Raw genomic sequence first — 22317 nt, forward strand, 5'->3', positions numbered from 1 at the left:
TTGGCGAGCGGTCTCCGGCAAAATTACCTTCGCGTATTTTGCTTGGATGTACCCGGTCGCTCGCTTCAGCCCATCAGAGCTTCCGCGCATTTGGCGTGACGATTACGCTCTGTCTTGCTGAAGTTTGGTAGCCACGACTCTTCCTCAACTGCAAGCTGGAGGTTTGCGTGAACAAAGCATCTAAAAGAACTGGCTTCTCGACTGTCGTCGAAATGCAGAGGCGCGTCGGTTCGACCGCTCCCGCTGGTGCCCCTGCACTCGCCGCACTGGTTCGGGATGTTCATCGACAGTTGGACGCTACACAAATGTCTCGGCGGCAGCATCGACGCGCTTCGAAATCTGTGTCTCCGTCCATCCTCGCGATCATCGCCAAGATCGTCGATGCACAGCCTGACGATGGTGGTAAAGCGCCCAAGGTGAAGGCTAACTGACCCACTGCAATTGGTGGTGCGAGGCTGAGGCGCTCTGGATACGGTCGCGGTGCCTCAGCCGCGCTTGATCGTCCTTGACCGTGCTTCACAACGGGGCGTGGTCTTCCTCCCTTTCGTCCGGCCCAGGCTTTTGCCCGTACAGTGATGCCCCCGTCGATCTACTCGGTGGACTTGCTGCTGCGCGCCGTGACCGACCCGAGAGTTCCTCTATGGCTTTGAAGCCCCGCTCAATGTTCTGCCGTAGCCAGTATCTCGACAGTAATTCTTGGTCAGAGGCACTTTACCACGGCGGTGCCGTGCCTGGCGTCGATTTCCATCTTAGCCTTGTCACAGGGCACTATGGAGACCAGCTGAGAATGATATGGGATGAGCCGCCGGACCCGCTCACTAATTACGATTACGAGCAGATGTATCAGGCGCAGCGTCCTGATACGTTCGTACGAAAACTGCCGTCCCGTCTCTGGGCCAAACGTGCGTCGCGGGCTCGCTCCGCTCTCCCCACCACGTCCACCTTCATCACGGAGAAGGAGTTCGCCGAGCATTACACAGCAGCAGCGTTTGCCGCTCATCACGACCTGACCTGTGAGACCGCGGTAACCCTATGGTGGGGTGCGCTCGGCGCCCGAGATGAAGCCGGCGCGCAGGAAATATTTTCGCAATTTCGGAAGCACTTGAACGAATGGTTGCACGAGCGGCATCTGCCAACTGTGTATTTCTTCAGTCACGAGAATAGCTCGCGGATCGGGTTGCATACCCATCTTGCCGTTTATCTTTGCTTTTCGAGCTATGCCCGGTCGCCTCATCGGGATGAGTTCCGCCGATGGGCGATGGAATGGCCAAATCGGAATGGGTATGGGCCCTGTCCGCGGGCCATTCGCGTCACTGGTCCGGCGAAGCGGACTCCCTGGCTACATTGGCACCGCTTCCACTATCAGGTGAAAGGCTACGATCCACGGGTGATTGTGCGGCGGCACTACAACTCGCCTTCCGGTACCGATGTGATGTTGGGCGATCTGATCGCGTGGCCTTGGCAGGATCCGGGCGTGGTCACCATGATGCCGCGCCTCGGCTCGTGCTTGAACCTGGGGCCGGCTCGCCGCGAGATCGGCATACCGAAGGACTGTGACGAGCTTCGCAACCCGCCGCGGCCGAAGCGCCCGGTGGTGCCGCAGGAGTTGAGTCTTAAAGAGCAGTTGCAGAGCCTCAGGCGACCTGAGGCGCCGCGCCCTCCGTTCATATCGCGGTACGAGGATGGGTGGCGCGATGTTCGCTGGCTGTACCCGCGGGAGTTCAACATGCGGGTGACAAAGCTGTCCTACCTGCCTGAGCCGCCGCGGCGGCCCCCACCGCCCGAGGAGTTCCGATTGGAGATGGAGCTGATCTAAGGCGTCGCTGGGGTCAACGGCCGTGCCCGCTTGGATCCGGGTGCCTGGCGCACTGATGTAGTTGGTCGCCGTCCAGTGGGTCGGTGAATGAAGGGGGCGCTCGCCGATGCGAGCGCCCCCTTCTCGTTTCTCCGTCTGCTCGGCCTTGGCAGTGGCGATGACGATCATCACCGTGTCGAGTGCCTTCTTAGTGCTGTGGCGAAGACCGCTCGCGTGCGAGCGCCTGCGACATCTGCCTCGTCTGGGACGGGGCAGACAGGCGTCGAGGTGGGCGTAAATAACTATGTACTTGCAGTGAGTTACCCAGTAGCCGAGGATGGGTTTGTGACTATACGTAACCTTTTTGCCGTTTCGCCCCCCACCGTTCCGGCGAAGTCCGCGCTAGTGGTCAAGTATGACGCTTGGTACCCCCTGCGAAGGACTGCAAAGGGTCAGGAGCAGGAGGGCTGCTTAGGGTGATTTTCAGGATCTCCGCTTTCGAGCGGCAATGCATGGAAGAGGACATCATCGTCATGTCGGCTTGCGAACCTGTGCATAAGCTCGAAACGGGCCGTGTCCCGAGCGCCGTCTGCCGATGCTGTCCCCATTGATCGATAGTGAAGCCATTTCTGCTAATTGGAGCGCGCGGGCCGGTCCAACCCACCACTGGCGGTCGCAGTGAAGGCCGGCTTTCATGCTGCCCTTCGGCTGTCTTTGGGTCGGGACCACGACCATCGGGCGGGAGAGGCGTCACCGCCTTCGTTCCCTGTCGAGACGCAGGCCCGAATCTCAGCATTTGCTCGTCGCGCGCGGCTACCCGGCCTTGGTGTAGGGCGGCGCATCCCGGGCCTAAAACCAATCAAGTGGCGCCAGGGCCGGAGTTGGCGGAAACCTGGTCGTGGGACTTGAGCCGCCGGTTAGGGACGAATCGCCGAGCCCTACTCCGGCGGGGGCTACCGCGGGGCCCTTCCATCCGGTTCCTGCCCTTGGACGTGCCATGCCTCCCAGTCATGACACTCGCATGCCTGCCGTAGGTGCCGGGGTCGGTATGCCGACTTTCCGACAAACCTTACCGGACGCGAGAGCCACCCGTTGGGCAGCCCGGCTGCCTCATTGCTAAAGCAGCCCTTCCCTTGCCTGACTGATCACGGAACAACCCCGAGCCGCATGGAAGCTGGCCCCCTATCTGGGCCGGGGTGAAGCGCCTCGGTTCCCTGTGCGCCGTCGAGAACCCGGTCGAGGGGGACTCACGGTCGCCGCGGCCTGCGAGGCTGTCAGCGCATCGATGCGAGAGACCGCAGCGCGCAGGCGTGCATCGAGCTCGGCGAGCGACCGCTCAACATCCACAGCCGCCCGCGGCGGATCCTGCGGGACTCGACCTGGTACCGCACGGTCCTGAGCAGCCTGGGTTTCGCGGCCGCGCTCGGCCGCTTCCAATCGCGCCGCGAGGGCCTCCAGGGTTGCCGTCCGGGCCGCCTCCGCGTCGAGCTTCTTGTTGCCCTCGTATACGAGGGTCCTCGCCTTATCGATATCGTTGTCCACCGTGCGGATCGCTGTCCACGTGGCGGTCACGATGCTGGCGATGCCCACGACCGCGCCAAGGACCGTCAGCACGCCGATGCCACGGGCCCAGCGTTGCAGGTTCTCCACGGCTTCGCGTGCGACTTTCGCGTCCCTCTTCGCGCTGTCGGTCGCCTCGGGGATCGAGCTGAGGATCGGTCGCCCGCCGTTGGCTCGGAATAGATAATCGTCCGGTTGCACGTCCCGCTTGCTTAGCGGGAATTGCTTGACCTTGCGGTCTTTGCCCGGAACCAAAAGATTCTTTTCCTCGTCGGAAAACCCTTGATAGCCGGCCGTTGTCTTGGTGAATTCAACCCATATGAGGGCTTTCTTCAGGTCGATCCTGTATTCCGAGGACGTGAGGTTGTGCAGTGGGATGAGCAAGCGGCCGTGGAACCCCGGATCCACCAGCGGCCCGGTTCCCAGGAGCAGGCCACGGTGCACGTGCGCGATGCGAAGGTTGAACCTCATCGCAATGTATGTCGGCAGCCTGAAGTAGTTCCTCACCTGGATAAATGTGATGGAGTTAGCCGGAAGGGTTACGTACCAATCCTTCGCCGTCAGCTCCTTCTTGCGCCGCCTCTCACCCTCCCAGTAGATGAATGCTCCGGCGGCCATGACCTCGTACGACGCGCTCTTGAGGCAATCGCCGTCGAACTCGTCCAACATTGCAGTGACGCGGATGTAATCCTCTATCTCCGCGGAGGAGAGCAGTCCCGCGGGCACCGTTGAGAACGGGTCTACCTCGGAGTAGGCCTCCGCTCGGGCCTTCCGTTCCAGTTCGTCCTTTGCGAAGGCGTGGAGGTCACCGAGGTCGCCCGCTTGCATTCCCATACCGTGGAGGCCCGCGATTGCTCCATGCCCGGCCGTCTTACCGCCGGCGGCGCGTCGTCTGATTGCGTTGTCAGGGTTTCAGCGCACCGTGTCCAGGGCCGGGTGTGGAGTTGAGTACCTCAAGTGCCCCGCTCCGAAAGCCGTCCACGGGCAGCTGGACAAGCGTGTCACCAGCAGTAAGACGGGTCCGGACCGTGGCGGTGGCATTCGGACATGCAGGACAGATATGTCGGCGACGTCGGGGATTTCGGGAAATTCGGACTCTTACGCGCGCTGAGCTGCCGACCCGGCGGCATTGGGCGACTGGGTGTCGTCTGGTGTACGTTCCCGGATGAGAGCCACAACGGCGACGGTAGGCACATCTCGTACCTACGCGACGCCGCCATGGCGGCCCTGGACCTCGATCTGCATGGCAGGCTGGGGCGAATCGTGGGCGGAGGGGCTCGGTCCATCCAAGCTCTCGAACTTGGAGAGGTGCTGCCACGGGACACAGTCTTCTTCGACGAACCACCCGTTGGCCTAGCGCCCGGGGAGACGACACTCGTCGCGGCACGACGGATACACCGGGAGCTATGGCTGTCGCGCGCCCTGGAGGCCACCGGCGGCACCGACGTCGTGTTCCTCGACCCTGACAATGGCATCGCCACGCCGGTGACGCCAAGGTACGGCCCGAGGAGCGGGAAGTTCGTCTTCGTGGACGAGCTCACGCCGTTCTGGGCCCGTGGGCAGTCGCTGGTCGTCTACCATCACCTGAACAGGACGTGCACCACCGCCGAGCAGATCGACGCATTGGGCGCGAGGCTCGTCGAGACACTGGGCGTCGAGGCGACCATCCTGCCGATGGTGTTTCGCCGAGGCTCGTGCCGCGTCTTTTGGGTCATCGCCCAGCCTCGGCATGCTACGGCGGGCGCCGCGGCATGCCGCCGTTTCCTCGACCAGGGGTGGGCGAGTCACTTCGGACCGTTTGAGCCCCTCCAGTCTGTTAGGACGTCAGCGGGGCTCGTGCCGAGCCAATCGATTCGGATGCCAAGTGGCGCTTCCACCTCCCGCTCGACGAAGTCCCGTGCCAAGGCTCCGAGCCGGCCAGTCCGGGCGTCCGGGTCGACGTAGTCCACATGGTTCAGTACGATCCGGGTCGGGGCGTTGACCTCGACCGCGCGGCGGACGATGCCTGGGTCGAATAGGCCGACGCGGCGCACTTTCTGCGTAGAGGTCGTTAGCTCGACGTAGTCTCGCGGTAGCCGCGCCCGCTCCGCAACGTCCGCCCACGTCACCTCGTTGGGAAGATCACCCGACTTCCCGGCGACGCGGATCGGGTAGGTGCGGATCACCAGGGTCACGTCGTCGACGTCGAGGGGACTCAGGCCGGCCTCCCCCACGAAGGTAGCGGCCGTGGCGTCCCTGCTCGTCGCCTTCGGGTACTCCGGACCATGCAGGAGCGAGAGACCAAACCCCTGCGAGCCCTCGATGACCACGCGACGCCCCTGCCGCAGCAGCCCACGCATCAGCGAGGTGGTATCATCGAAGTAAGGTTCGAGCCGCTCGTCGCTCCGAGCCAGCACGGCCTCGCCGTCGCGCCTGGCCATGCGGCGGGAAAGGGCTTGGCCGGTTCCCGACCCCGTCGAGCCAATCCGGTCGACGATGCCGGACAGCCGCTCTGCCTCACGGTCGCCGTCGGTGATCAGCGTGGCAAGGGGGCTCACACGGACGCGGGATGGGTCCAAACGGAGCTTGGCCACCTCTGCCAGGAAGATCTCTGGATCGATGATGGCGCCGGGCGGCAATACCGCGACGACCCCCTCGGCCAGTACGGATGCCGGCAATTGCCTCAAAGCCCACGTGTCGCCCCGGGCATCCACCACTGTGTGTCCGGAATTCGTGCCGCCCACGCGGACCACGGCGGCAGCGTCCTCACGGCAGGCGATGGCGTGGGCGACCTTTCCCTTGCCCTCGGAGCCGAACTGTCCACCGACTACGACGGAAACGGGCATGGTACACCGATCTTGTCTGCGTGCGCGGCCACCGCGCGCACTACCCTGTCTTCGAATTCCCCGAGCGATGCCTCGTTCGGGATCGCGACGTCCGCGAGACGTCCGAGATCCGCCACCGAGCCCTCAACCGGCTGACTCTCCGCTTCCGCGAACGGACGCCCCTGCCCCGGCTCGCGTCGGTAGCGGTCCGCCCGGATCTCTGCGGCCGCCTCTACGTGGACATGGAGCAGGCCCGACCCGAAGCGCTCGAGGAGGAACCCCCGGTCTTCCGGCCACCTTAGGCCGTCGATGACCGCGCACTCGGCGCCCGCCAAGCGTTCGAGCACGCGTTCACATAGCCATCCTTGCCCTTTCGAGGCATGGATCTCCATTCCGATAGCCTGGCGACTCGCACGGTCGGCCGCTACCCCCCTGGCCCGCAGCTCGTCGTCCAAGACCATGCTGAAACGCACGTAACGGAACCCCCGGCGTTCGAGCGCTCGCGCCGCCGTCGTCTTTCCCGCTGATATCGGACCGCTCAGCGCGACCGCGAGAACCCGCGGCGCCATGTCCAACTTTGGTACGATCAGGGCGTTCTCCCCTGGACCATCGAGCGCCTCGTATAGACCTTCCAGGAAGAAGGTTCCAACGAGCGCGGCGGTGGCGGCGTCGAGCTCGTCGTGCGTGGCTCCCCCCGTCGCGAACGGGCCCCGGAGACCAAACTCTGCGAGACCTAGGGCGAGCCACTCCTTGCCAGCCCCCTTTCGCGGGATACCCATGATGTCCTGGGCTGCCCCCGGGTAGCTCTCTATCACCGGAATGCCAAGATCCCTAAGGCGTCTGGCCAGCCCCATTCCCCGGGCGGTCAGCTTCTGCATGCTCGGCAGCAAGCAAGGATAGACGTTGATGCCGCGGCGCTTCAGAGTGCGTTCGCTCGTACGCATGATCCCGTGCACGTGCCGCATAGGGTCGTCGTCCCAGGGTGTCGTACGCCCATTTGGGAGGGACAACGGCGAGTCGATGGAAACGAGGCTTGGGGACGCTGCGACGGTCGCGGCGACCAGTTCGTCGTCCGTGGCGACCATGGATGTCAGGACATCACAGCCCGACAGGACCGCGAAACCTGAGGGCTTTGCCTCGGACCCCGTGAGGTCGATGCCCACGACCGTCGCCCCGGCCGCGCGGGAGAACAGGCTACCGAATGTCGCCGGACGCCTCGGCAGGCGTCCGGGATTCGGCAGCGTGCGGGTGGATGCCGCCGAGGTGGGTTCGGCGAGGTCTAGGAATACAGGTGCCTCGCCAAGCAGGTCCCGCCCCAATCCCAGTGTGGCCACGACGTAGTCGAGGATGGCCTTCATGCCCCGGACGTCCGCCTCGTTGTACACAAGGAGGCGACGGAGAGCCTCCAGGTCACCGCGGAGGTACCTGTGCCAGAGCAGTACGGCAGCGGCGCCGTCGTCCCCCTCGAACCCGTCGCGCAAGCTCAGGCCCAGGCTAGCCTCGATGGCCTTCTGCCCACCGGACAGACCCACGCGACGCACGGCGAACCGCAGGTCGAGGTGATGCCGGGGCATCTTGAACGGTCCAAAGGTCGCCAGGAGGAACGGGACGTCGAACAGCTTGCCGTTGAAGGTGACCAGCACCTCGGCGGCCGCCAGCGCTTCGAGGAGCTCCCTCGGATCGTCGCCGGCGATGTGGAACGCGCGCCGGCCGCCAGTCTCGTAACCGACCATCGTCAGGCGGTCGTAGTGCAGGCTCAGGCCCGTGGTCTCCACGTCAAGGAACAGTACCCCCGTGGGATTGCGGATTGCAGCGAGTAACTCGGGTGGCGCAGGCACCGGTCCGGAACGTCGTCCACCGCCAGGACGGCGCACGACGTCCGCCCCGTCCGGAAGCTCGGTCCATAGGCTGTCCTGACAGTCGGAGGCGTCCATCGCACCGGATCCCGAGTCGTGTCCGCCGGCCCGGGCTGAGGGTTCACCGCGATATTCGAACCGGCCCGGGGCACCGTCAATCGCCCGCTCGTGTTATCTCCAAGAAAGCATCGCAGATTCGTTAACGCTACGGGTCGGGAAATGGTCGGACGGGACGATTGGACCTATTCGCACGGCGGGGTTACGGTCCAGTTGACACACCTTGGCCGCCGGGACGGAACTAGCGTGCCGCCGCTTCCGAACCGCGTATGGCGCCGCGCCTCCCGCATTGTCGACCGTCGGGGCGTCGAGGGTGCCTTATGGGCGCTGGACGCCAGGGCCGACCGGGCACTGGACCGAGGACAAGTCGGGCTCGCTTGCCGATGGCGCGACCTGATGGCCGCCATCCACGCCATGTCGGAGGACGAGCGGGCAGGAGACCCCGAGCATTGAAACGAAGTGTACGGTCACGCATTGGCCGAACCGGGTCATCTCGGCGGCACCGCCCATTCGACGCGTATGTCCGTCCCCATGCCGAAGGCTTCTGAAACGTCGGCACCGAGACCGCGCAATGTGTCGTCGAACCTCCAGGGAGCGTTGATCAGGATGAGGCCGCTCCCGGCCAACCGAACCCCGTCTGGGGGGAACCTCAAGAATTCCGCCCACAGGCAATCCGGAACGTGAGGACTGAGCAGGCCATCAAGTATAGCCTCGCGCGTGCCTGGCCTCTTGACCGGGTACCATGCCATGTACGTGCCGGTCGGCCACTTCTTGACGGCGGCCGACAGCCTGCGTCCCATGCGGCCGGCCTCGTCGCGATCCTCGAACGGCGGGTCCACGAACACCAGCCCCCTCCGCTCGGGTGGGGGGACGAATGCGGTCAAGGCCTCATAGCCGTCACGGTGATGGGTGGCGACCCGGCGGTCTCCGAGGAAGTTCCGGCGCAGTATCTCCGCATCCGCCGGGTGGAGTTCGCAAGCAACCGAGCGGTCGCCCACCCTCAGCAGGTCTGCCACGATGGCTGGCGAACCGGGGTAGTTCCCACGTTCCAGGTGGGCCGCCACAAGCGACGCGTAAGCCGCCGCATGGCCCTTCAGCCGGCCTAGAACCGACATGATGCCCGAGGAAGCCTCGCCGGTCCGCGATGCCTCTTCCGAACCGAGGTCATAGATACCCGGGCCAGCGTGAGTGTCGAGGACCATGACGGGCTTCGGCTTCTCCATGAGGCGGCGGAGCACCTCGACCAGGGCCGCGTGCTTGAAGACCTCGGTATGATTACCGGCGTGGAAGGCGTGCCTGTAATTCATAAGCCGCGCGGTCCCATCACCGTGGTGGGTCGGTTAAACGTCGATGCACCACGGGAATATCGTGACGACCCGTCAAGGCGCGATTCGGTACAACAAGCGGAAGGCGACCGTCAGGAGAAATGCAGCCCAGGCGACCGCGAGTATTATCCCGGGGGCGCTTCGCCGGTACAAAAGCGACTTGAAGTCCTTCAGCGCGCGCTTGCGTGCCGCCGCGCGGTCATCTTCCTTGTCGGGCGCCGGCGGTAGGCGCTCCATAACGTCGAGCACGTCCTTCACCGCCCCGCGCGTCAGAAGCCATCCCAATGCTACCATCGCCAAGGATGTCAGGCACAGGATGGCCAAGGTTACAAGCTCGGAGTTCGGTGTCGGGGGACGGACGGCAGCGCAGGCGGTCAGGAGCGCGTCGAAGAAGCCGGGACTCACGGCGATGTCCTCCTCTTGCCGTCCGGTACCCAGCTGGTCGGTGGGCAGGCGTAGCTATGCTCCGCCTGCCGCAGTCCCTATCGACATGCAATACCGGCGACAACGGTAACAGGTCCGGGCGGATGTCCCACTGCGCCACCACCGAACAAAGACGTTCGAACACTGGCGCCACATGCGCGGTGGCGGCAGCGGGCTCGTCGTGGAAGCCCCGTCGTGGTCGTCGGCTGTGCCGGGGATGAAGCGGGGTGCGGTCGTCCGCCCCGTTCTGGCTGGACGATCGACCGCGGTTAGGGGGCCGTGTCAGGCGGCGCAGACAACCCGCTCGACGAAGGGCCGGGTCGCGTGCGGCCGCCCCCGCCGGACCGGTCGCTCTGGAACCGGCGGCGCGTCGGCCGCCGTCGGTTCAGTCAGTGTCGCGGCGGGGACTGGCGTGGGCGTGAGTGCCGGCGTCGTGGCGAGGTCGAGCTCGCCGTCGACAAGCCAGAAGTCGGTGTAACGGCGATGCAGCGCGCGGGCGTGGTCCGGAAGGCCGACTGTCGCCAGCGCCGCGAATGCGTGCTCCAGGGTCGTGGGCATGAAGGGGATCGGGCCGGCCTGCGGGTCGGCGAGTTGGCGGGTGTAGGTTGCCGCCGCTGTACGCGCGAGCTGGTTGTGTGTCGGGGCGATGAAGGCCAGCATTGCCGTCTCTGCGAGGCCGGTCTTGAGCATGGCGCTCGCAAGGCAGTGCTGGCGATAGAGCTGCTGACAGGCAGGGCCAGTCAGGGTCGGATCGTCCGGGTCTACGAATAGGCCAGGGGCGGTGCGGGCGATCTGCGCATGTCGCGGGTGCGGCGGCGGCGCGGGCTCGTGGCCCGCCTCGCTGTACTTCATCTCGATACAGAGCAGGGCGCGGGCGCCGGTTGCGTCCCGGCCGCGCATGACCACGTCGTAGGCGGTGCGGTCGGCGGTGAAGTGTGGGTCGCCGCGGCCCGGCGAGTGCTCGAACAGGATGTCGGTGACTGTGGTCAGCGTCCCGGGGAACAGCTCGGCGACGAAGCGGGTGGCCAACTGCGGGTCGCGGGCGAGCAGGCCGAACAGGTTGAAAGCCAGCGGCTGCGAGGACAGCAGGTTGGTCCGTAGGCGATCGACGTCGTAGGCCGCGCCCGGTTCGCGGTAGGCGAGCGCCCGGGCGACTACCGGGACGATGTCAGGGTGGATGAAGTTAGCTCCGAGGGCGCCCGCCGCGGTCGAGAGGCGCGAGCCGAGGCGGCGGGGGCGGTGCGGTCGGCGGCGGTCGACATGGGTGCCGATCGCGAGGCCGCGGTCTTCGCGCCAGAGCGCCTGTATGAAGCGGGCGGCGGCCTTGAAGCGGTGGTCGGCGGGGACGAAGACGCGGTGCTGGCGGCGGGCGGCCTCGGGTATGAGGGGCACGCGGTCGATGGATCCGAGGCCGGAGGGGTCAAGGACGGCGCGGGCGGTGGCCGCGCGGGAGCTGGGGTCGTCGGCGGTGGCGGGCGGCGGGGGAGCGGTGATGTCCATTGGGGTAGTCCTGGGTCACGGCCGCGGGGGTGCGGCTGGACCTGGGTTCCCGGAAGGGACAGCGGGATGAACGACGAAGGGGATGGCGCGGCATGGCTTCCTACCACGCCGGCGGTGCGCATGTGCTTGGTCCGTTTGGTGCTTCGGCGTGGTCACCGGTCGAGGTGCCAGCCAGCGGGGCGGTCGCAGCCGTAGTCGTCTATGTCGGCGGCGGTACGGCCGGCATGCCGGCGGGTGTCGGCGTAGGGGTGGAAGGCGCAGGTAGGGCACCACCGCCGCCACTCGGCCGGCCGGCTGCGTGCGCCTCGTTCCTGGTCTGGCTGATGTTTTCGCGAAGATAGCGGGTCCGACAGCCGGAGTTTACGCGCTGCCGTGCGTCAAAGTGCGCTGGTTGGCCAGGGTCCAGGCCATAATCGGGGACACTTCGAGTCGTTGACCTCACACTAACCAGAAGGAAGGAAGCTCGGCCGTGGCGCACACCGAACGATGAGCATGACGACCGGACCGCGAGCGAGGCGATGAGATCGGGCCGCACCATCCGGCCCTGGGCAACGAGCACCGCGCCGGACCGTTCCGGGGGCGGCGACGGACCAACGCCGCTCGAACGCGCGTTGGATCGCACCGGCTTTAAGACCGGCGCCAAGCGGGACGTCGCCGGGCTGCGGCGCGGCTACGACGCGGCGACGGCGCACTTGGAGCCGGCGTTCGCCGACCGCGGCGGCCTGTCTGCCGACGCCATTTACGAGACGGACGACGGTCCCAAGCTCATCGTGAAAGCCGTCGACGCCGCGGACGCCCCATTCGAGGCTCTCCAGGAGCGGGCGTGGAACCTTGGGCTCGCCCCGCTGCTCTGGGTCGTCACCCCCGTCGAGGTCAGGGTTTACGATGCTTACCGCGGTATCGGGACAGACGGCGACCGGGAGCCGCTCGGAACCTATGCACTTGGCGTTGACGCGCGCATGGCCGAGCTCGACGCGCTCTGCGGACGCTTCTCCCTCGATACGGGCGCGTTTTGGGACTCGCCGCTGGGCAAGGGCGTGAGCCGCAGCGGCAAGGTCGACCGCGTGCTACTCGACGAAATCCGAGCGCTCGAAGCCGCCCTTTTCGCCGTGCTTGTCGACCAACGCGCGCCGGCGGTCGGCGGGTCGGAAGACGGGCTCGCGGCCGGGGGTGCAGCAAAGCGGGAGGACGCCGCGGCGAAGGCTTGGGTCGTCGCCGCGCGGGCGCGTTGCCAGGAACTGGTGACCGGCGCCCTGTTCGCGAGCTACCTCTTCGACCGCGGCATCGCCGTCCCGCTGCTGCCCCAGGAGCTCGTCGAGGCCGCCGACGCGGCACCCGGACCGGACCAGCGCCTCGCACGGGTGTTCGCCGACCGGGGACGGACCTTCCAGCTGTTCCGGTGGCTACACGACACCTTTAATGGAGACGTTTTTCCGCCCAGCCTCGGCGTGGACCTGCCGGACGAGCACCTGCGCCTACTGGAAGCCTTCGCGCGCGGCGAGCACCTGTACGGGAGGGAACGGGGTCAGGGAAGGCTGTTCCGCTTCCGGTTCGACACCGTGCCCGTCGAGCTCGTTAGCTCCGTCTACGAGACCTTCGCGCAGCGCGCGGCGTCCGACATGTCGATGGACCTCGGGGTCCACTACACGCCCGTCGAGCTGGTCCACATGGCGCTCGACCCCGTGTTCGAGGGACTGCCCGCCGGGGCGGGCGTCCTCGACCCGACATGCGGCTCAGGGCTGTTCCTCGTGCAGGCGCTGCGGCGGCTCGTCTGGATGCAATGCGGCGACGGCCCGAGGCCGCGCGCGACGGTGCGCGACGTGCTCTACCGCCAAGTCCATGGCATCGACGTGCAGGAGGCCGCACTGCGCATCGCGGCGTTCGGGCTGTACCTCGCGGCCCTGGAGCTTGAGACCGAGGCGGGCCCGAACGAGCCCATTGGCTTCCGGCGCCTAGTCGGCCTGACGCTCCACCGAATGGACTTTCTGTCCCCGGCGGCGCTCAACCTCGCGCGCGAGCTCGGTGTCGACGCGATCGTCGGCAATCCGCCGTGGACGCACGGCGCCGTCGAGCCGCCGCCTGATGAAGATGGGCCCGGGGAAGATGGCGACGAGGGCGATGCAGTCGAGGACGAGATCGTCACGACCGCGAGTCGGAGCCCCGATCAGCGATTCCTCTGGCGGGCCATCGATGTGATGGGCCCACGGGGGCGCGTAGCGATGTACGTCAAGGCGGCGCCCCTGCTCTCCCGCTCCCCGAAAGCGTCCGCTTTCAGGAACGCCCTTCTGCGACGCGTCGACCGTCTCGCGCTGCTTAACATGTCGCCGCTTCGGTTAGAGGGCCTCTTTTCGGACGCGTCCTCCCCCGGCATGTTCGTCTGCACGAACTGCGGCAACCTGCCGGCGCGCGGGCGTATGCTTGTCGGCACCTTCCCGTGGACGCCGGAATTCGCTCAGAGCGGAGCGCTCGCTCTGTCTTCCGCTGACGTGCGCGAGGTCGACAAGGCGAGGGCGGTGGCCAGCCCCTCCTACCTGAAGGCGTCAATGGTTGGCACGCCGCGTGATGCCGACGCGATGGAGCGCTTCGAGAGCGACGGCATCCTGCTCTCCGAGCTACTCGATGGGGCTGGTGTGCTCTCCGGGCGCGGCTTCCAGGACAAGGGCGGCAAGCGGACGCCCGTCCCGGCGGAGCTGTCGCGGATGCTGGTCCTCTGGAAGACGGGCGAGTATAGTCCGCTATCACTCGACGGCGTCGAACGGCAGACCGCTGCGGAGCGCGGCCTCGACGCCCTTTTCAGGGTGCGCGATCCAGAAATCTTCCGGGGGCCGCTGCTGGTCGTCCCGAAGTCGGCACATGTTAGGGCACTCGAACCCGGCCGGCTAAGCGCCTCGCTGAGCGAGGGCGACCTCTACTGCTCAGAAAATTTCTACAGCTTCTCGTTCGCGGCCGCCGACCGCCGGCTCGCGATCGTCCTGTGCGCGCTCCTGAACTCCGTCGTGCCGGCCTACCAGCTCCTCTTCGGCGCCGGCGCGCTCGGGACGGAACGCCCTTCTATCCCTATCCAGGACGTGAGGGCGCTGCGCTTCCCCCAGCTCGCCGTGACCGACCGCCTGGCCGCGGAGGCCAGCGAGGCGCTGGCAGCAGCGCGTCTGGAAGGCGGCGCCCCCCTCGACGCGTTCGCGGTCCGGGCTTGGCGGCTCGCCCCACACGAACGCGAGCTCGTGAGCGACACCGTCCGCCGGGCACGCTCGACCTTCATAGGCTCGCGGGAGGCACTGCGCGGGGACGTCGTCCAGCCGAGCCTCGAAGACCTTCGCGGATATGCCGACGCCGCATGCCGGACCGTTGACGCGGTGCTGCGGTTCGGGGGGAGGCGCCACCTGCGCGCCGCGGTCATCCTGCCGCGAACGCGGACCGTCGACCCCATGGACGGCTTCCTCGCGGTGCGGTTCTCTGTCGAGCCCGGGCGTCCAGACGGCGCGGCGGTCCGGGTCACGGACGCCATCGAGGCAGACGACGTCTACGCGCGGCTGCGCGGACATCTCGTGCGTGCCCCAACACCCTACCTGCGGGAGCGCCGCTCGCTCCGAATTTACGAAGGCACGACGGTGACGTTCGTCAAACCGGCGCAGCGGCGCTATTGGCTCGTGTCGGACGCAATGCACGACGGGGACCTCATCCTCGCCGACCACGCCCCTGGCACCGGACGATGAGCTTCCGTTCCGGAGGGGACGGGCGGCTCGGCGTCGGCAGCCTCGGCATCGGCGAGGATGCGCTCGCCGCGCTAGTCGCCCTGGTCGTGCTCGCCTGCCGCCGCGCCCGACTCACCATGGTCGCCCTGCCTGGCGGCTTCGACGAGAACAAGGTGTCGGTGCAGGTCCACCAGGAACTGCAGATGGTGCAGGACCGGTTCAACCTGCGGTGGCTTGAATTCCACCTGGAGGGTGTCATCAACCCGCCCGGGCGGGTGCCTACGAAGACGGTCGGGCGCATCGACTTCAAGGTGAAGCTGCGGCAGCACCACGGTTACCCGAACGCCTACTTTGGCGTCGAGGGTAAGCGGGTTTCTCCGGGCGACACTGCTTTGGCGCGGTACTACATGCGGGCGGGCGTAGGTAAGTTCGCTGCCGGCACGTACTCGGATGGCCACCCGGAGGCAGTGCTGCTCGGTTACCTGTTAGCGCCCCCGGTGACAGCCGTACTGGACGACATCCGCAGGAGGCTGGCGCGGCTGCACGGCGCGGCCGCGACGCTTCGCCCGTGGGGACCACGCTACCGCGACGCTCAGGTCGTCGAGGGCATGGTGCCGCGTGTCCGGGGGGGACCCATCCGCCTCTTGCACGCCATCGTCAGGATGCACGCCTGAACTGCGCCCTTCGGCCCACTGACGTTGGTGGAGCGGATGTAGGTTTAGGCGGGTCTCCGGGGCATCGTCCTACCGGGCCCGAGCGGGAGGTCGCGGGTCGCGCCGCAGGCCGCATGTCGGCAGAACAGGCCTGTTGAGAGGTGCCAAGTTTCAGATATTTGGCGGTGCCTGGATCGGCGCGAGAACGGCGATGGTCCGGATCGGGTGGTCGGTATTGGAGCCAGCTTAGCGTAATGCTTCAAGGCGGCATGCCGGATGGGCAAGGCGGCAGGCGGGCCGAGGCCAGAGGGCACTCATCCGCCTGCCGGCAGGTACGTCGACGCCCACCGGCGGGAGCGGCGTAGGTAACGGGGGGCGTTCCTGCTGCTCCAGCTCTCTGCCGCCCATGGGGTAATTTCGCTGTGATGTAGTTGTCGCGACGGCCGCAAAACAGCCGTTGTCGCAGTCGTCCTTCGCATCGATTCGGCGCCGTGGCATGTCGGCGGACCGCATTCTCAGCGATCGTCCCCGTTTGCGGCCTCTGCCTGATCCAGCCGCCAGACCAGCACGCGGTTCGGATCGAGCCGGGCGCGCCGTTCCGCCATGAACCGGCTGAACGAGGATGTCTTCGACAGGACCGCGTTGCCAATTGCCAACCGCAGCCGCCGATGGCCGCTCTCCTCAATGTCGTCCGACTCGCGGAGCAGTCTCTGCACCCGGTGGAGATCGACCGTGCCGCCCGTGATCAGCGCGGCGGCGTCCGCCGGATGGTCGGGGGCCTCGGTGCCGCACCACAGCCAGAGCAGGTGCTCTGCGCTCGCCAGTCGCGCCGTTACGCCGAACCATGGGCGGGTGATTGCTTCGTCCAGCAGCATCGTCTCGGTCGCACCAGCGCAGGGCCGCAGCGTCAGGCTGATGGGTCGCCGGCACTGTTGCGGGTCCATGTGTGCTGCGAAGCGAGACCGCGTCGCCCGTACGAACTCAGTGGCGCGCTCGCCCCCATCCGCGCCGAGGTCGGCGACGATCTCGATCTCGCCGACGAAGCGGGCCTGCTCGTGCAGCGTCAGGGCGATGCGGCCGAGGACGGCGTAGGCGAGCCCGGCCTCGTCGAGCCGCCCGACGATGTCACGGAAGATCGCCGGCAGCATCCCCGGTGTCGGGTTGCCAGGGTCAGTGACATCGACCAGCAGCGCCTCGATGTCGGCCGAGCTGCCACCCATGCTGCGTGTCTCCCCGTCTCAGGCGAGCGTGCGGTAGTGCGCGTCTGAGCGCACCGTGTGGTGCTCTCCCGTGATGCCGAACAGCCGGACGAGGTCGGCGATCGTGTCCGGCCGCTGCAGGCGCCGGTCGGCGTAGAGGGTGAACAGCGCCGGCCCGTGCATGTAGACCACCCGCCCGCGCGGAAACGCCTCGTACTCGTGGCCCGCAATGGCCGGGGGCAGTCCGCGGCGGCGCAGCGCCGTGGCCCCGAGCCGGCGCCACGCCTCCCAGACCTCGTGGTGCCCATGCGGGTGGGTGAGGCAGTCGCCGTAGTTTTCCGCCTGCGCTAGGGTCGTGCGGTCCGTGACCAGCACTGTGCGCCCGCCGTCCGGCACGCCCCAGAAGATGCCGACACTTGGCTCGGTCGCTGTCTGGTCTTCACGGTGCGCCGATCCGTACTCGACTTCGGGTCGCATGGGGTCGCCTCTCCAGCAGGTGGGTCTTCAGCGGACCGGGGCGCGGATTTCGTCCGCGCCGCAGGTGTCGCGGCAGACCGTCTTCAGCACGGTGAGGTCGTCCGGCTTGACAACGTAGTCGACCGTCGCCCCGTCCGCGCGCTCCCAGCGGCCGACGCAGTAGTCCGTGTAGCAGGCGCGAATCTCCGGGTAGCGCTTGCAGAACGCGTGGGTACAGGCCTCGCCCGTGACGCGGGGGAGTGGCTTCGCCTTCGCGCCCAGCAGCTCGGTGCGGCGCTCCGCGTAGTCCGCGAGGTAGGCGTTGCCGGCGTAGTACTCGCCCTCCCGCAGGGGCGGCAGGACGTACGGGCTCGTCGTCGGCGTGGCAGTTTGCCCCTGCAAGCTCGACTCCGGCAGGTCCGCCTTCGCGCAGCGAACGTATTCGGTAACTTCCGGCTTTCGGTCGACGAAGCTGTTCGTCACCATGAGGGTGCGTGCCGAACCGAGGCGGAGGGAGTAGTCCGTGCGGAAGTTGTACGGGGGTTCCTGACCGCGCCCGCAGACCGTGTCGAAGTTGGCCCCGTCGGGGTGATGTCGCTGTTTCTCGATGCGACAGGAGATGTCGCCGGCGCGGTCGTCGTAGAGGTAGACGCCGTCGTCTTCGGCGGAAAGCGTCAGGCGCTCGCTGGCTGCCTTGTCCGCCACGCCGCAGGCTTGCTTGCTCGGCGCCCAGGTTCCGAGATAGCGGGCCATCGCGGTCTTGGTGCGGGCGGGCTCGTGGGCCTGGGCGGCCGTGGCAGCTGCGAGACTCAGTGCAGCGCAGAGGCCTGCATAAACGAGGGCGGTCATCGGCTGTTTAAGGGTTGGCCTTTCCCCCAACTGGATATCAGCGGGGGAGCGAACCGCGGCAGATGGACTGGGCATGACGAAGGTGTCTCTCGGAAGGCCCGGGCGGGCCGAGACAAGGGATTCCCGTTGCCCACCCCGGAAATTTACACCCCGGGGTCGATTCTTGCCGTGGCTGGCTGTCGCACCCCGTGCGGGCGGGGCGGGCGGTGTGGGGTCAGGCTGCGTCTGGCGTTGGGTCGGTACCGGCGTTGGCCGGGCGGCGGAACGCAGCGGCCGTGCGCCCGCCGGGCTTGCCGACCGCGTAGACTCGTAGACCGGGCGTATCTCGGCGGGCTGGAGCGACAGGTGGAGAACCCGACGGTCGACCTGCTCGACAAGGTCGCCGAGGCGCTGGCGGTGCCGCTGGGGGAACTGTTCGTCGCGCCGGCCCAGGGGGCGCCACCGCCCGCGCCGCTCCGAGGCGGGCGGCGGCGGTGAAAGCTGGCCTCTGCCGGCCGTGGGGGGCCTCTCTCTGCCGCCGGCCTACCGCTGCACGTCGGCGTGGAGCGGGGTGAAGTCCACCCCGATCGCGATCGTCTCGATGGCGCTCTGCAGTTGCGGCAGGGTCGAGCGCTTGGTGTACCGCGCCGTCTCGCCCGCCGTCACGTGGCCGGTGACGTGGTCGATCACGGCGGTCGCAACGCCGGCTTGATGCATCAGCGTCGTTGCGGTGTGGCGGAACGAGTGAAAGTCGAGCCCGATCCGGTAGACCCCGACGTCGCGACGATAGCGGGTGAACCACTTCGTGAAGGCGTGACCGAGGCGTCCGTCGGCCCCGCCCGGTTCGAGGCCGGGGAACACCCGCGATTGCTTGATGCGCCGCTGCCGGTCGACGTGGGCAAGGAAGCCCAGGCGGATCAGTTCGGAGTGGATCGGGACGCGGCGCACGGCAGTCGCGTTCTTGAGTTTGCGCGGCGGGCGGTCGTTGATGTCGACGAACCAGACGCCTTCATCCTGCCGGATGTCCTCGACGCGTAGCTGGCAGATTTCCTCCTGCCTCATGCCGGAGAACACGGCGATCAGGGGCAGCCAGAACTTCTCGTCCCGCACGATGAGGTTGCCCGGCGTGGTGCGTCGAGTCGGGGACGCGCAGCCCGCCCAAACGGGTGTCGCGAACAGGCGACCGAGTTCGGCCCGCTCCCACATATCGCGCTGCTCGCTGGCCTTGCGCCCGCCCCCGAAGCGGAAGCCCGAGAAGATGTTGGAGGCCGCCTCGTCCCGCGCCACCGCCGCAGTCCACAGCGCGGAGAGCGCCGAAAAGTGGCGCTTGGCCGTTCGCTGGGTGATCGGAGGCGTACGTCGTCCCTCGGGCAGTGCTGCGTGCAAGGCCAGGATCGCCTCGACGGTGAGGCCGCGGTAGCGTGGATGCTTGCCGTAATCGTTCGGTAGCCGCTCGACCTGATCCCGGAAGCGGCCGGCGTCCTTGCGTGTGTAGGCGGCGAGCGGCCGGTCCCCACAAACGTCCACGAACAGCCGAAACGTCGCCCCGGCCTGTGCCGCCGTCTGCTTGTCCCAGCTCTCGGTGGCCACTTGTGTCGTGCGGAACGACGCGCCGATGGCAGACAGGGGCTCGGCGGAGGGCGCCGGTGTGTGACTACGCTCGAACGGGCGGGCGGCGGGTTCAGGCGCCGACGAAGGTGGTGATGAGGCTTGGTCGAGAGCGGCCAGTTGCAACTTGAGCAGGCGATCGCGGGGTTCGTGGTTGAAGTCGCCCTCGTAGCGGGCCTTCAGCGCATCGGCCAAATCGATTCCGGCGCGCAGCATGGCGTGTCGCGCCTGAGCGAGCTCGGTCGGGCTGAGGTCGCTCGTAGCCAGATCCTGCTTGCGCAGCATGGCGTCCGTGACGAAGCCCGCTTCCTCAAGACGGTTGCAGGCGAGCGCCTCGCGGTTGCGCGCGGCCATCGTCTCGTATCCGACGACGCGGCGCGCGCGCACGTCGTTCGGGATCGCCCCATGGGTGAGCCGTCCCCGGCTCTCTTCTTGGAGGATCAGCCCGTAGAAGTCCTGCACGAGGCGGGCGAGTTGGTCGTCAGTCAGCATCGGGCTCGCGTGGAGGGCCGCGAAGAGGCTCTCCGAAGCGAGGTATAACCGATAGGCGCGCAGCTTGGCAGTGCGCAGGTCGCCCGTCGCGAGGCTGCGCACCAGTTCGTGGAGGTGCAGCCGCGGTTTCAGGCCTCCGGGCACGCGCCGTCGGAAGTGAAAGATGCGTCCCCGCAGGACAACGTTGGCGATCCAGCCCACCCGCTCCCCCGCCACCTGTGAGGCGGCCTGTGTAGCAGCGGAGTGTAGCAACCGGCTCACCCTGCAGGGCGCCAGCACGAGAAGCAGAACGTTCTGAGGGACTTAGCTGGAAATTTGGCTGGGGCGCCAGGATTCGAACCTGGGAATGGCGGTACCAAAAACCGCTGCCTTACCACTTGGCGACGCCCCAAGGTGAGCGGAGGCTGTCTAGACGCCGCGTCCGCCCCTGGCAAGCGGCGGATCGCGGCGCTCCGGTCTCCGCCCAAAGCAACTCAGCGGCGCTCGGGCGTGCCGTCGATCCGGCGGGGCAGGCCCAGCGGGTTGGCGGCCTGGAGCGCCGCCGGCAGCAGGGCGTCGGGGACGTCCTGGTAGCTCACCGGCCGCAGGAACCGGTCGATCGCCAGGCTGCCCACCGAGGTCGTGCGCCCGTCCGAGGTCGCCGGGTAGGGCCCGCCATGCACCATGGCGTGCGCCACCTCGACGCCGGTCCCGAACCCGTCCACCAGGATCCGGCCGACGCGGCGCTCTAGGAGCGGCAGCAGGTCCCGGGCGGCCGCGTGATCCTCCGGCGCGAGGTGCAGCGAGGCCGTGAGCTGGCCCTCGAGGCGCTCCAGGACCGCCCGCATCGCGGCGAAGTCCGCGCAGCGCACCACGAGCCCCGAGGCGCCGAACATCTCCTCCTGCAGCTCGGGATCCGCCAGGAACACGTCCGAGTCCGCCGCGAACAGGGCGGCGCGGCCCTGGGTCGCCCCGCCCTCCGCACCCTCGGCGATGCGGGTGACGGCGGCGTGGCCGGCCACCCGCGCCACGGCCTCGCGGTAGGCGCGCTGGATGCCGGGCGTCAGCATGGTCGCGGCCGGGCTCTCGCGCAGGGCCGCGCCGGCCGCCTCAAGGAAGGCGTCGAGACCCGGGCCGGGCAGCGCCAGGATCAGGCCGGGATTGGTGCAGAACTGCCCGGCGCCCAGCGTCAGCGAGGCCGCGAAGGCCTTGCCGATCGCCGCGCCCCGCGCGGCGAGCGCGCCGGGGAACAGCAGCACCGGGTTGATGCTGCTCATCTCGGCGTAGACCGGGATCGGCGACGGGCGCCCGGCCGCGATCGCCATCAGGGCGGTGCCGCCCCGGCGCGAGCCCGTGAAGCCGACGGCGGCGATCCGGGGATCGGCCACCAGCCCCTGCCCGATCGCCTGGCCGGCATCGAACAGCAGCGAGAAGGTCCCCTCCGGCAGGCCGCAGGCGCCCACCGCCTTCTGGACGGCGCGGCCGACGAGTTCCGAGGTGCCGGGATGGGCGGGATGGGCCTTGACCACCACCGGGCAGCCCGCCGCCAGGGCCGAGGCGGTGTCGCCGCCCGCCACCGAGAAGGCCAGCGGGAAGTTCGAGGCGCCGAACACCGCCACCGGGCCGACGGCGATCCGGCGCAGGCGCAGGTCCGGCCGTGGCAGCGGCTTGCGGTCCGGCAGGGCCGGGTCGATCCGCGCCTCGACGTAGCTGCCCTCGCGGACGACGGCAGCGAACAGCCGCAGCTGGCCGACCGTCCGGGCGCGCTCGCCCTCGATCCGCGGCCGGGGCAGCCCCGTCTCGGCCATGCAGCGGGTGACGAGGTCGTCGCCGATCTCCAGGATGTTCGCGGCGATCGCCTCCAGGAAACCGGCCCGCGCCTCCGGGTCGGTCTCCCGGAAGGTGTCGAAGGCGGCCTCGGCGAGCGCGCAGGCCCGGTCGAGGTCGCTCCGGCTCGCACCCGGGAAATCCGGCTCCAGGGCCTGTCCGGTGGCCGCCTCGACGGCCCGGAAGGCCGCCTCGGTGCCGCGCCGCGCCTCGGCGCCGATCAGGTTCTCGCCGCGCAGGGTCATGAGCTGCTCCTCTCGGTG

General features: G+C 67.8%; 15 protein-coding genes and 1 tRNA gene. 4 read left to right on the plus strand and 12 right to left on the minus strand.

Translation table 11 applies throughout. The features are described 5' to 3' along the window. Nucleotides 1–787 precede the first annotated feature (787 nt). Nucleotides 788–1816, plus strand: coding sequence for a hypothetical protein (locus MMR14E_RS12560; protein ID WP_331314679.1), 1029 nt, complete (start codon nucleotides 788–790; stop codon nucleotides 1814–1816). A 1161-nt stretch (nucleotides 1817–2977) separates the two neighbouring features. Here MMR14E_RS12560 and MMR14E_RS12565 read toward each other — a convergent pair. From MMR14E_RS12565 to MMR14E_RS12590, 6 genes are all read right to left on the minus strand, one after another. Beyond that, a complete protein-coding gene (locus tag MMR14E_RS12565; protein ID WP_331314681.1) occupies nucleotides 2978–4183 on the minus strand; it encodes a hypothetical protein in 1206 nt (401 codons plus the stop codon). A 956-nt stretch (nucleotides 4184–5139) separates the two neighbouring features. After that, nucleotides 5140–6180 (minus strand): adenylosuccinate synthetase, encoded by a 1041-nt coding sequence (locus MMR14E_RS12570; RefSeq protein ID WP_331314684.1) that lies wholly within the window; start codon nucleotides 6178–6180, stop codon nucleotides 5140–5142. Then, nucleotides 6162–8093 (minus strand): ribonuclease H-like domain-containing protein, encoded by a 1932-nt coding sequence (locus MMR14E_RS12575; RefSeq protein WP_331314686.1) that lies wholly within the window; start codon nucleotides 8091–8093, stop codon nucleotides 6162–6164. The genes MMR14E_RS12570 and MMR14E_RS12575 overlap by 19 nt, the downstream gene beginning before the upstream one ends. Nucleotides 8094–8560: 467 nt before the next feature. Next, entirely contained in the window at nucleotides 8561–9379 is an 819-nt protein-coding gene (locus MMR14E_RS12580; protein ID WP_331314688.1) for a 23S rRNA (adenine(2030)-N(6))-methyltransferase RlmJ, read from the minus strand. Between the two features lie 72 nt (nucleotides 9380–9451). Continuing rightward, the gene (locus MMR14E_RS12585; RefSeq protein ID WP_331314690.1) at nucleotides 9452–9802 is read right to left on the minus strand and encodes a hypothetical protein; all 351 of its coding nucleotides are present in this window, start codon (nucleotides 9800–9802) and stop codon (nucleotides 9452–9454) included. 300 nt (nucleotides 9803–10102) lie between these two features. Next, on the minus strand, nucleotides 10103–11320 hold the full coding sequence (locus MMR14E_RS12590; protein ID WP_331314692.1) for a PGN_0703 family putative restriction endonuclease: 1218 nt from the start codon (nucleotides 11318–11320) through the stop codon (nucleotides 10103–10105). Nucleotides 11321–11838: 518 nt separating this feature from the next. On the opposite strand from MMR14E_RS12590, the gene MMR14E_RS12595 reads away from it, so the two are divergent. Both MMR14E_RS12595 and MMR14E_RS12600 read left to right on the plus strand, forming a co-directional pair. Beyond that, a complete protein-coding gene (locus MMR14E_RS12595) occupies nucleotides 11839–15033 on the plus strand; it encodes an N-6 DNA methylase (protein ID WP_331314694.1) in 3195 nt (1064 codons plus the stop codon). Continuing rightward, the gene (locus MMR14E_RS12600) at nucleotides 15030–15686 is read left to right on the plus strand and encodes a hypothetical protein (protein ID WP_331314696.1); all 657 of its coding nucleotides are present in this window, start codon (nucleotides 15030–15032) and stop codon (nucleotides 15684–15686) included. Before MMR14E_RS12595 ends, MMR14E_RS12600 begins: the two co-directional genes overlap by 4 nt. Nucleotides 15687–16180: 494 nt before the next feature. On the opposite strand, the gene MMR14E_RS12605 is transcribed toward MMR14E_RS12600, so the two are convergent. Genes MMR14E_RS12605 through MMR14E_RS12615 form a run of 3 tightly spaced genes read right to left on the minus strand, consistent with a single transcriptional unit; the run spans nucleotide 16181 to nucleotide 18073 of the window. Further along, nucleotides 16181–16885 carry a hypothetical protein gene (locus tag MMR14E_RS12605; protein ID WP_331314698.1) on the minus strand — a complete coding sequence of 235 codons (705 nt, stop codon included), beginning with the start codon at nucleotides 16883–16885 and terminating at the stop codon, nucleotides 16181–16183. An 18-nt stretch (nucleotides 16886–16903) separates the two neighbouring features. Further along, nucleotides 16904–17341 (minus strand): hypothetical protein, encoded by a 438-nt coding sequence (locus MMR14E_RS12610; RefSeq protein ID WP_331314700.1) that lies wholly within the window; start codon nucleotides 17339–17341, stop codon nucleotides 16904–16906. 27 nt (nucleotides 17342–17368) lie between these two features. Continuing rightward, nucleotides 17369–18073, minus strand: coding sequence for a hypothetical protein (locus tag MMR14E_RS12615; RefSeq protein ID WP_331314701.1), 705 nt, complete (start codon nucleotides 18071–18073; stop codon nucleotides 17369–17371). A 441-nt stretch (nucleotides 18074–18514) separates the two neighbouring features. Between MMR14E_RS12615 and MMR14E_RS12620 the strand changes: the two genes are divergently transcribed. Further along, nucleotides 18515–18646 (plus strand): transcriptional regulator, encoded by a 132-nt coding sequence (locus tag MMR14E_RS12620; RefSeq protein WP_331314703.1) that lies wholly within the window; start codon nucleotides 18515–18517, stop codon nucleotides 18644–18646. Between the two features lie 45 nt (nucleotides 18647–18691). Here MMR14E_RS12620 and MMR14E_RS12625 read toward each other — a convergent pair whose 3' ends face one another. From MMR14E_RS12625 to MMR14E_RS12635, 3 genes are all read right to left on the minus strand, one after another. Further along, on the minus strand, nucleotides 18692–20449 hold the full coding sequence (locus MMR14E_RS12625; RefSeq protein WP_331314704.1) for a site-specific integrase: 1758 nt from the start codon (nucleotides 20447–20449) through the stop codon (nucleotides 18692–18694). Nucleotides 20450–20564: 115 nt separating this feature from the next. Further along, nucleotides 20565–20639 (minus strand) — tRNA-Gln (locus MMR14E_RS12630). 82 nt (nucleotides 20640–20721) lie between these two features. Beyond that, the gene (locus tag MMR14E_RS12635; protein WP_331314706.1) at nucleotides 20722–22299 is read right to left on the minus strand and encodes an aldehyde dehydrogenase (NADP(+)); all 1578 of its coding nucleotides are present in this window, start codon (nucleotides 22297–22299) and stop codon (nucleotides 20722–20724) included. Nucleotides 22300–22317 lie beyond the last annotated feature (18 nt).

It is taken from the genome of Methylobacterium mesophilicum, assembly GCF_036441335.1.
GTDB lineage: Bacteria > Pseudomonadota > Alphaproteobacteria > Rhizobiales > Beijerinckiaceae > Methylobacterium > Methylobacterium mesophilicum_B.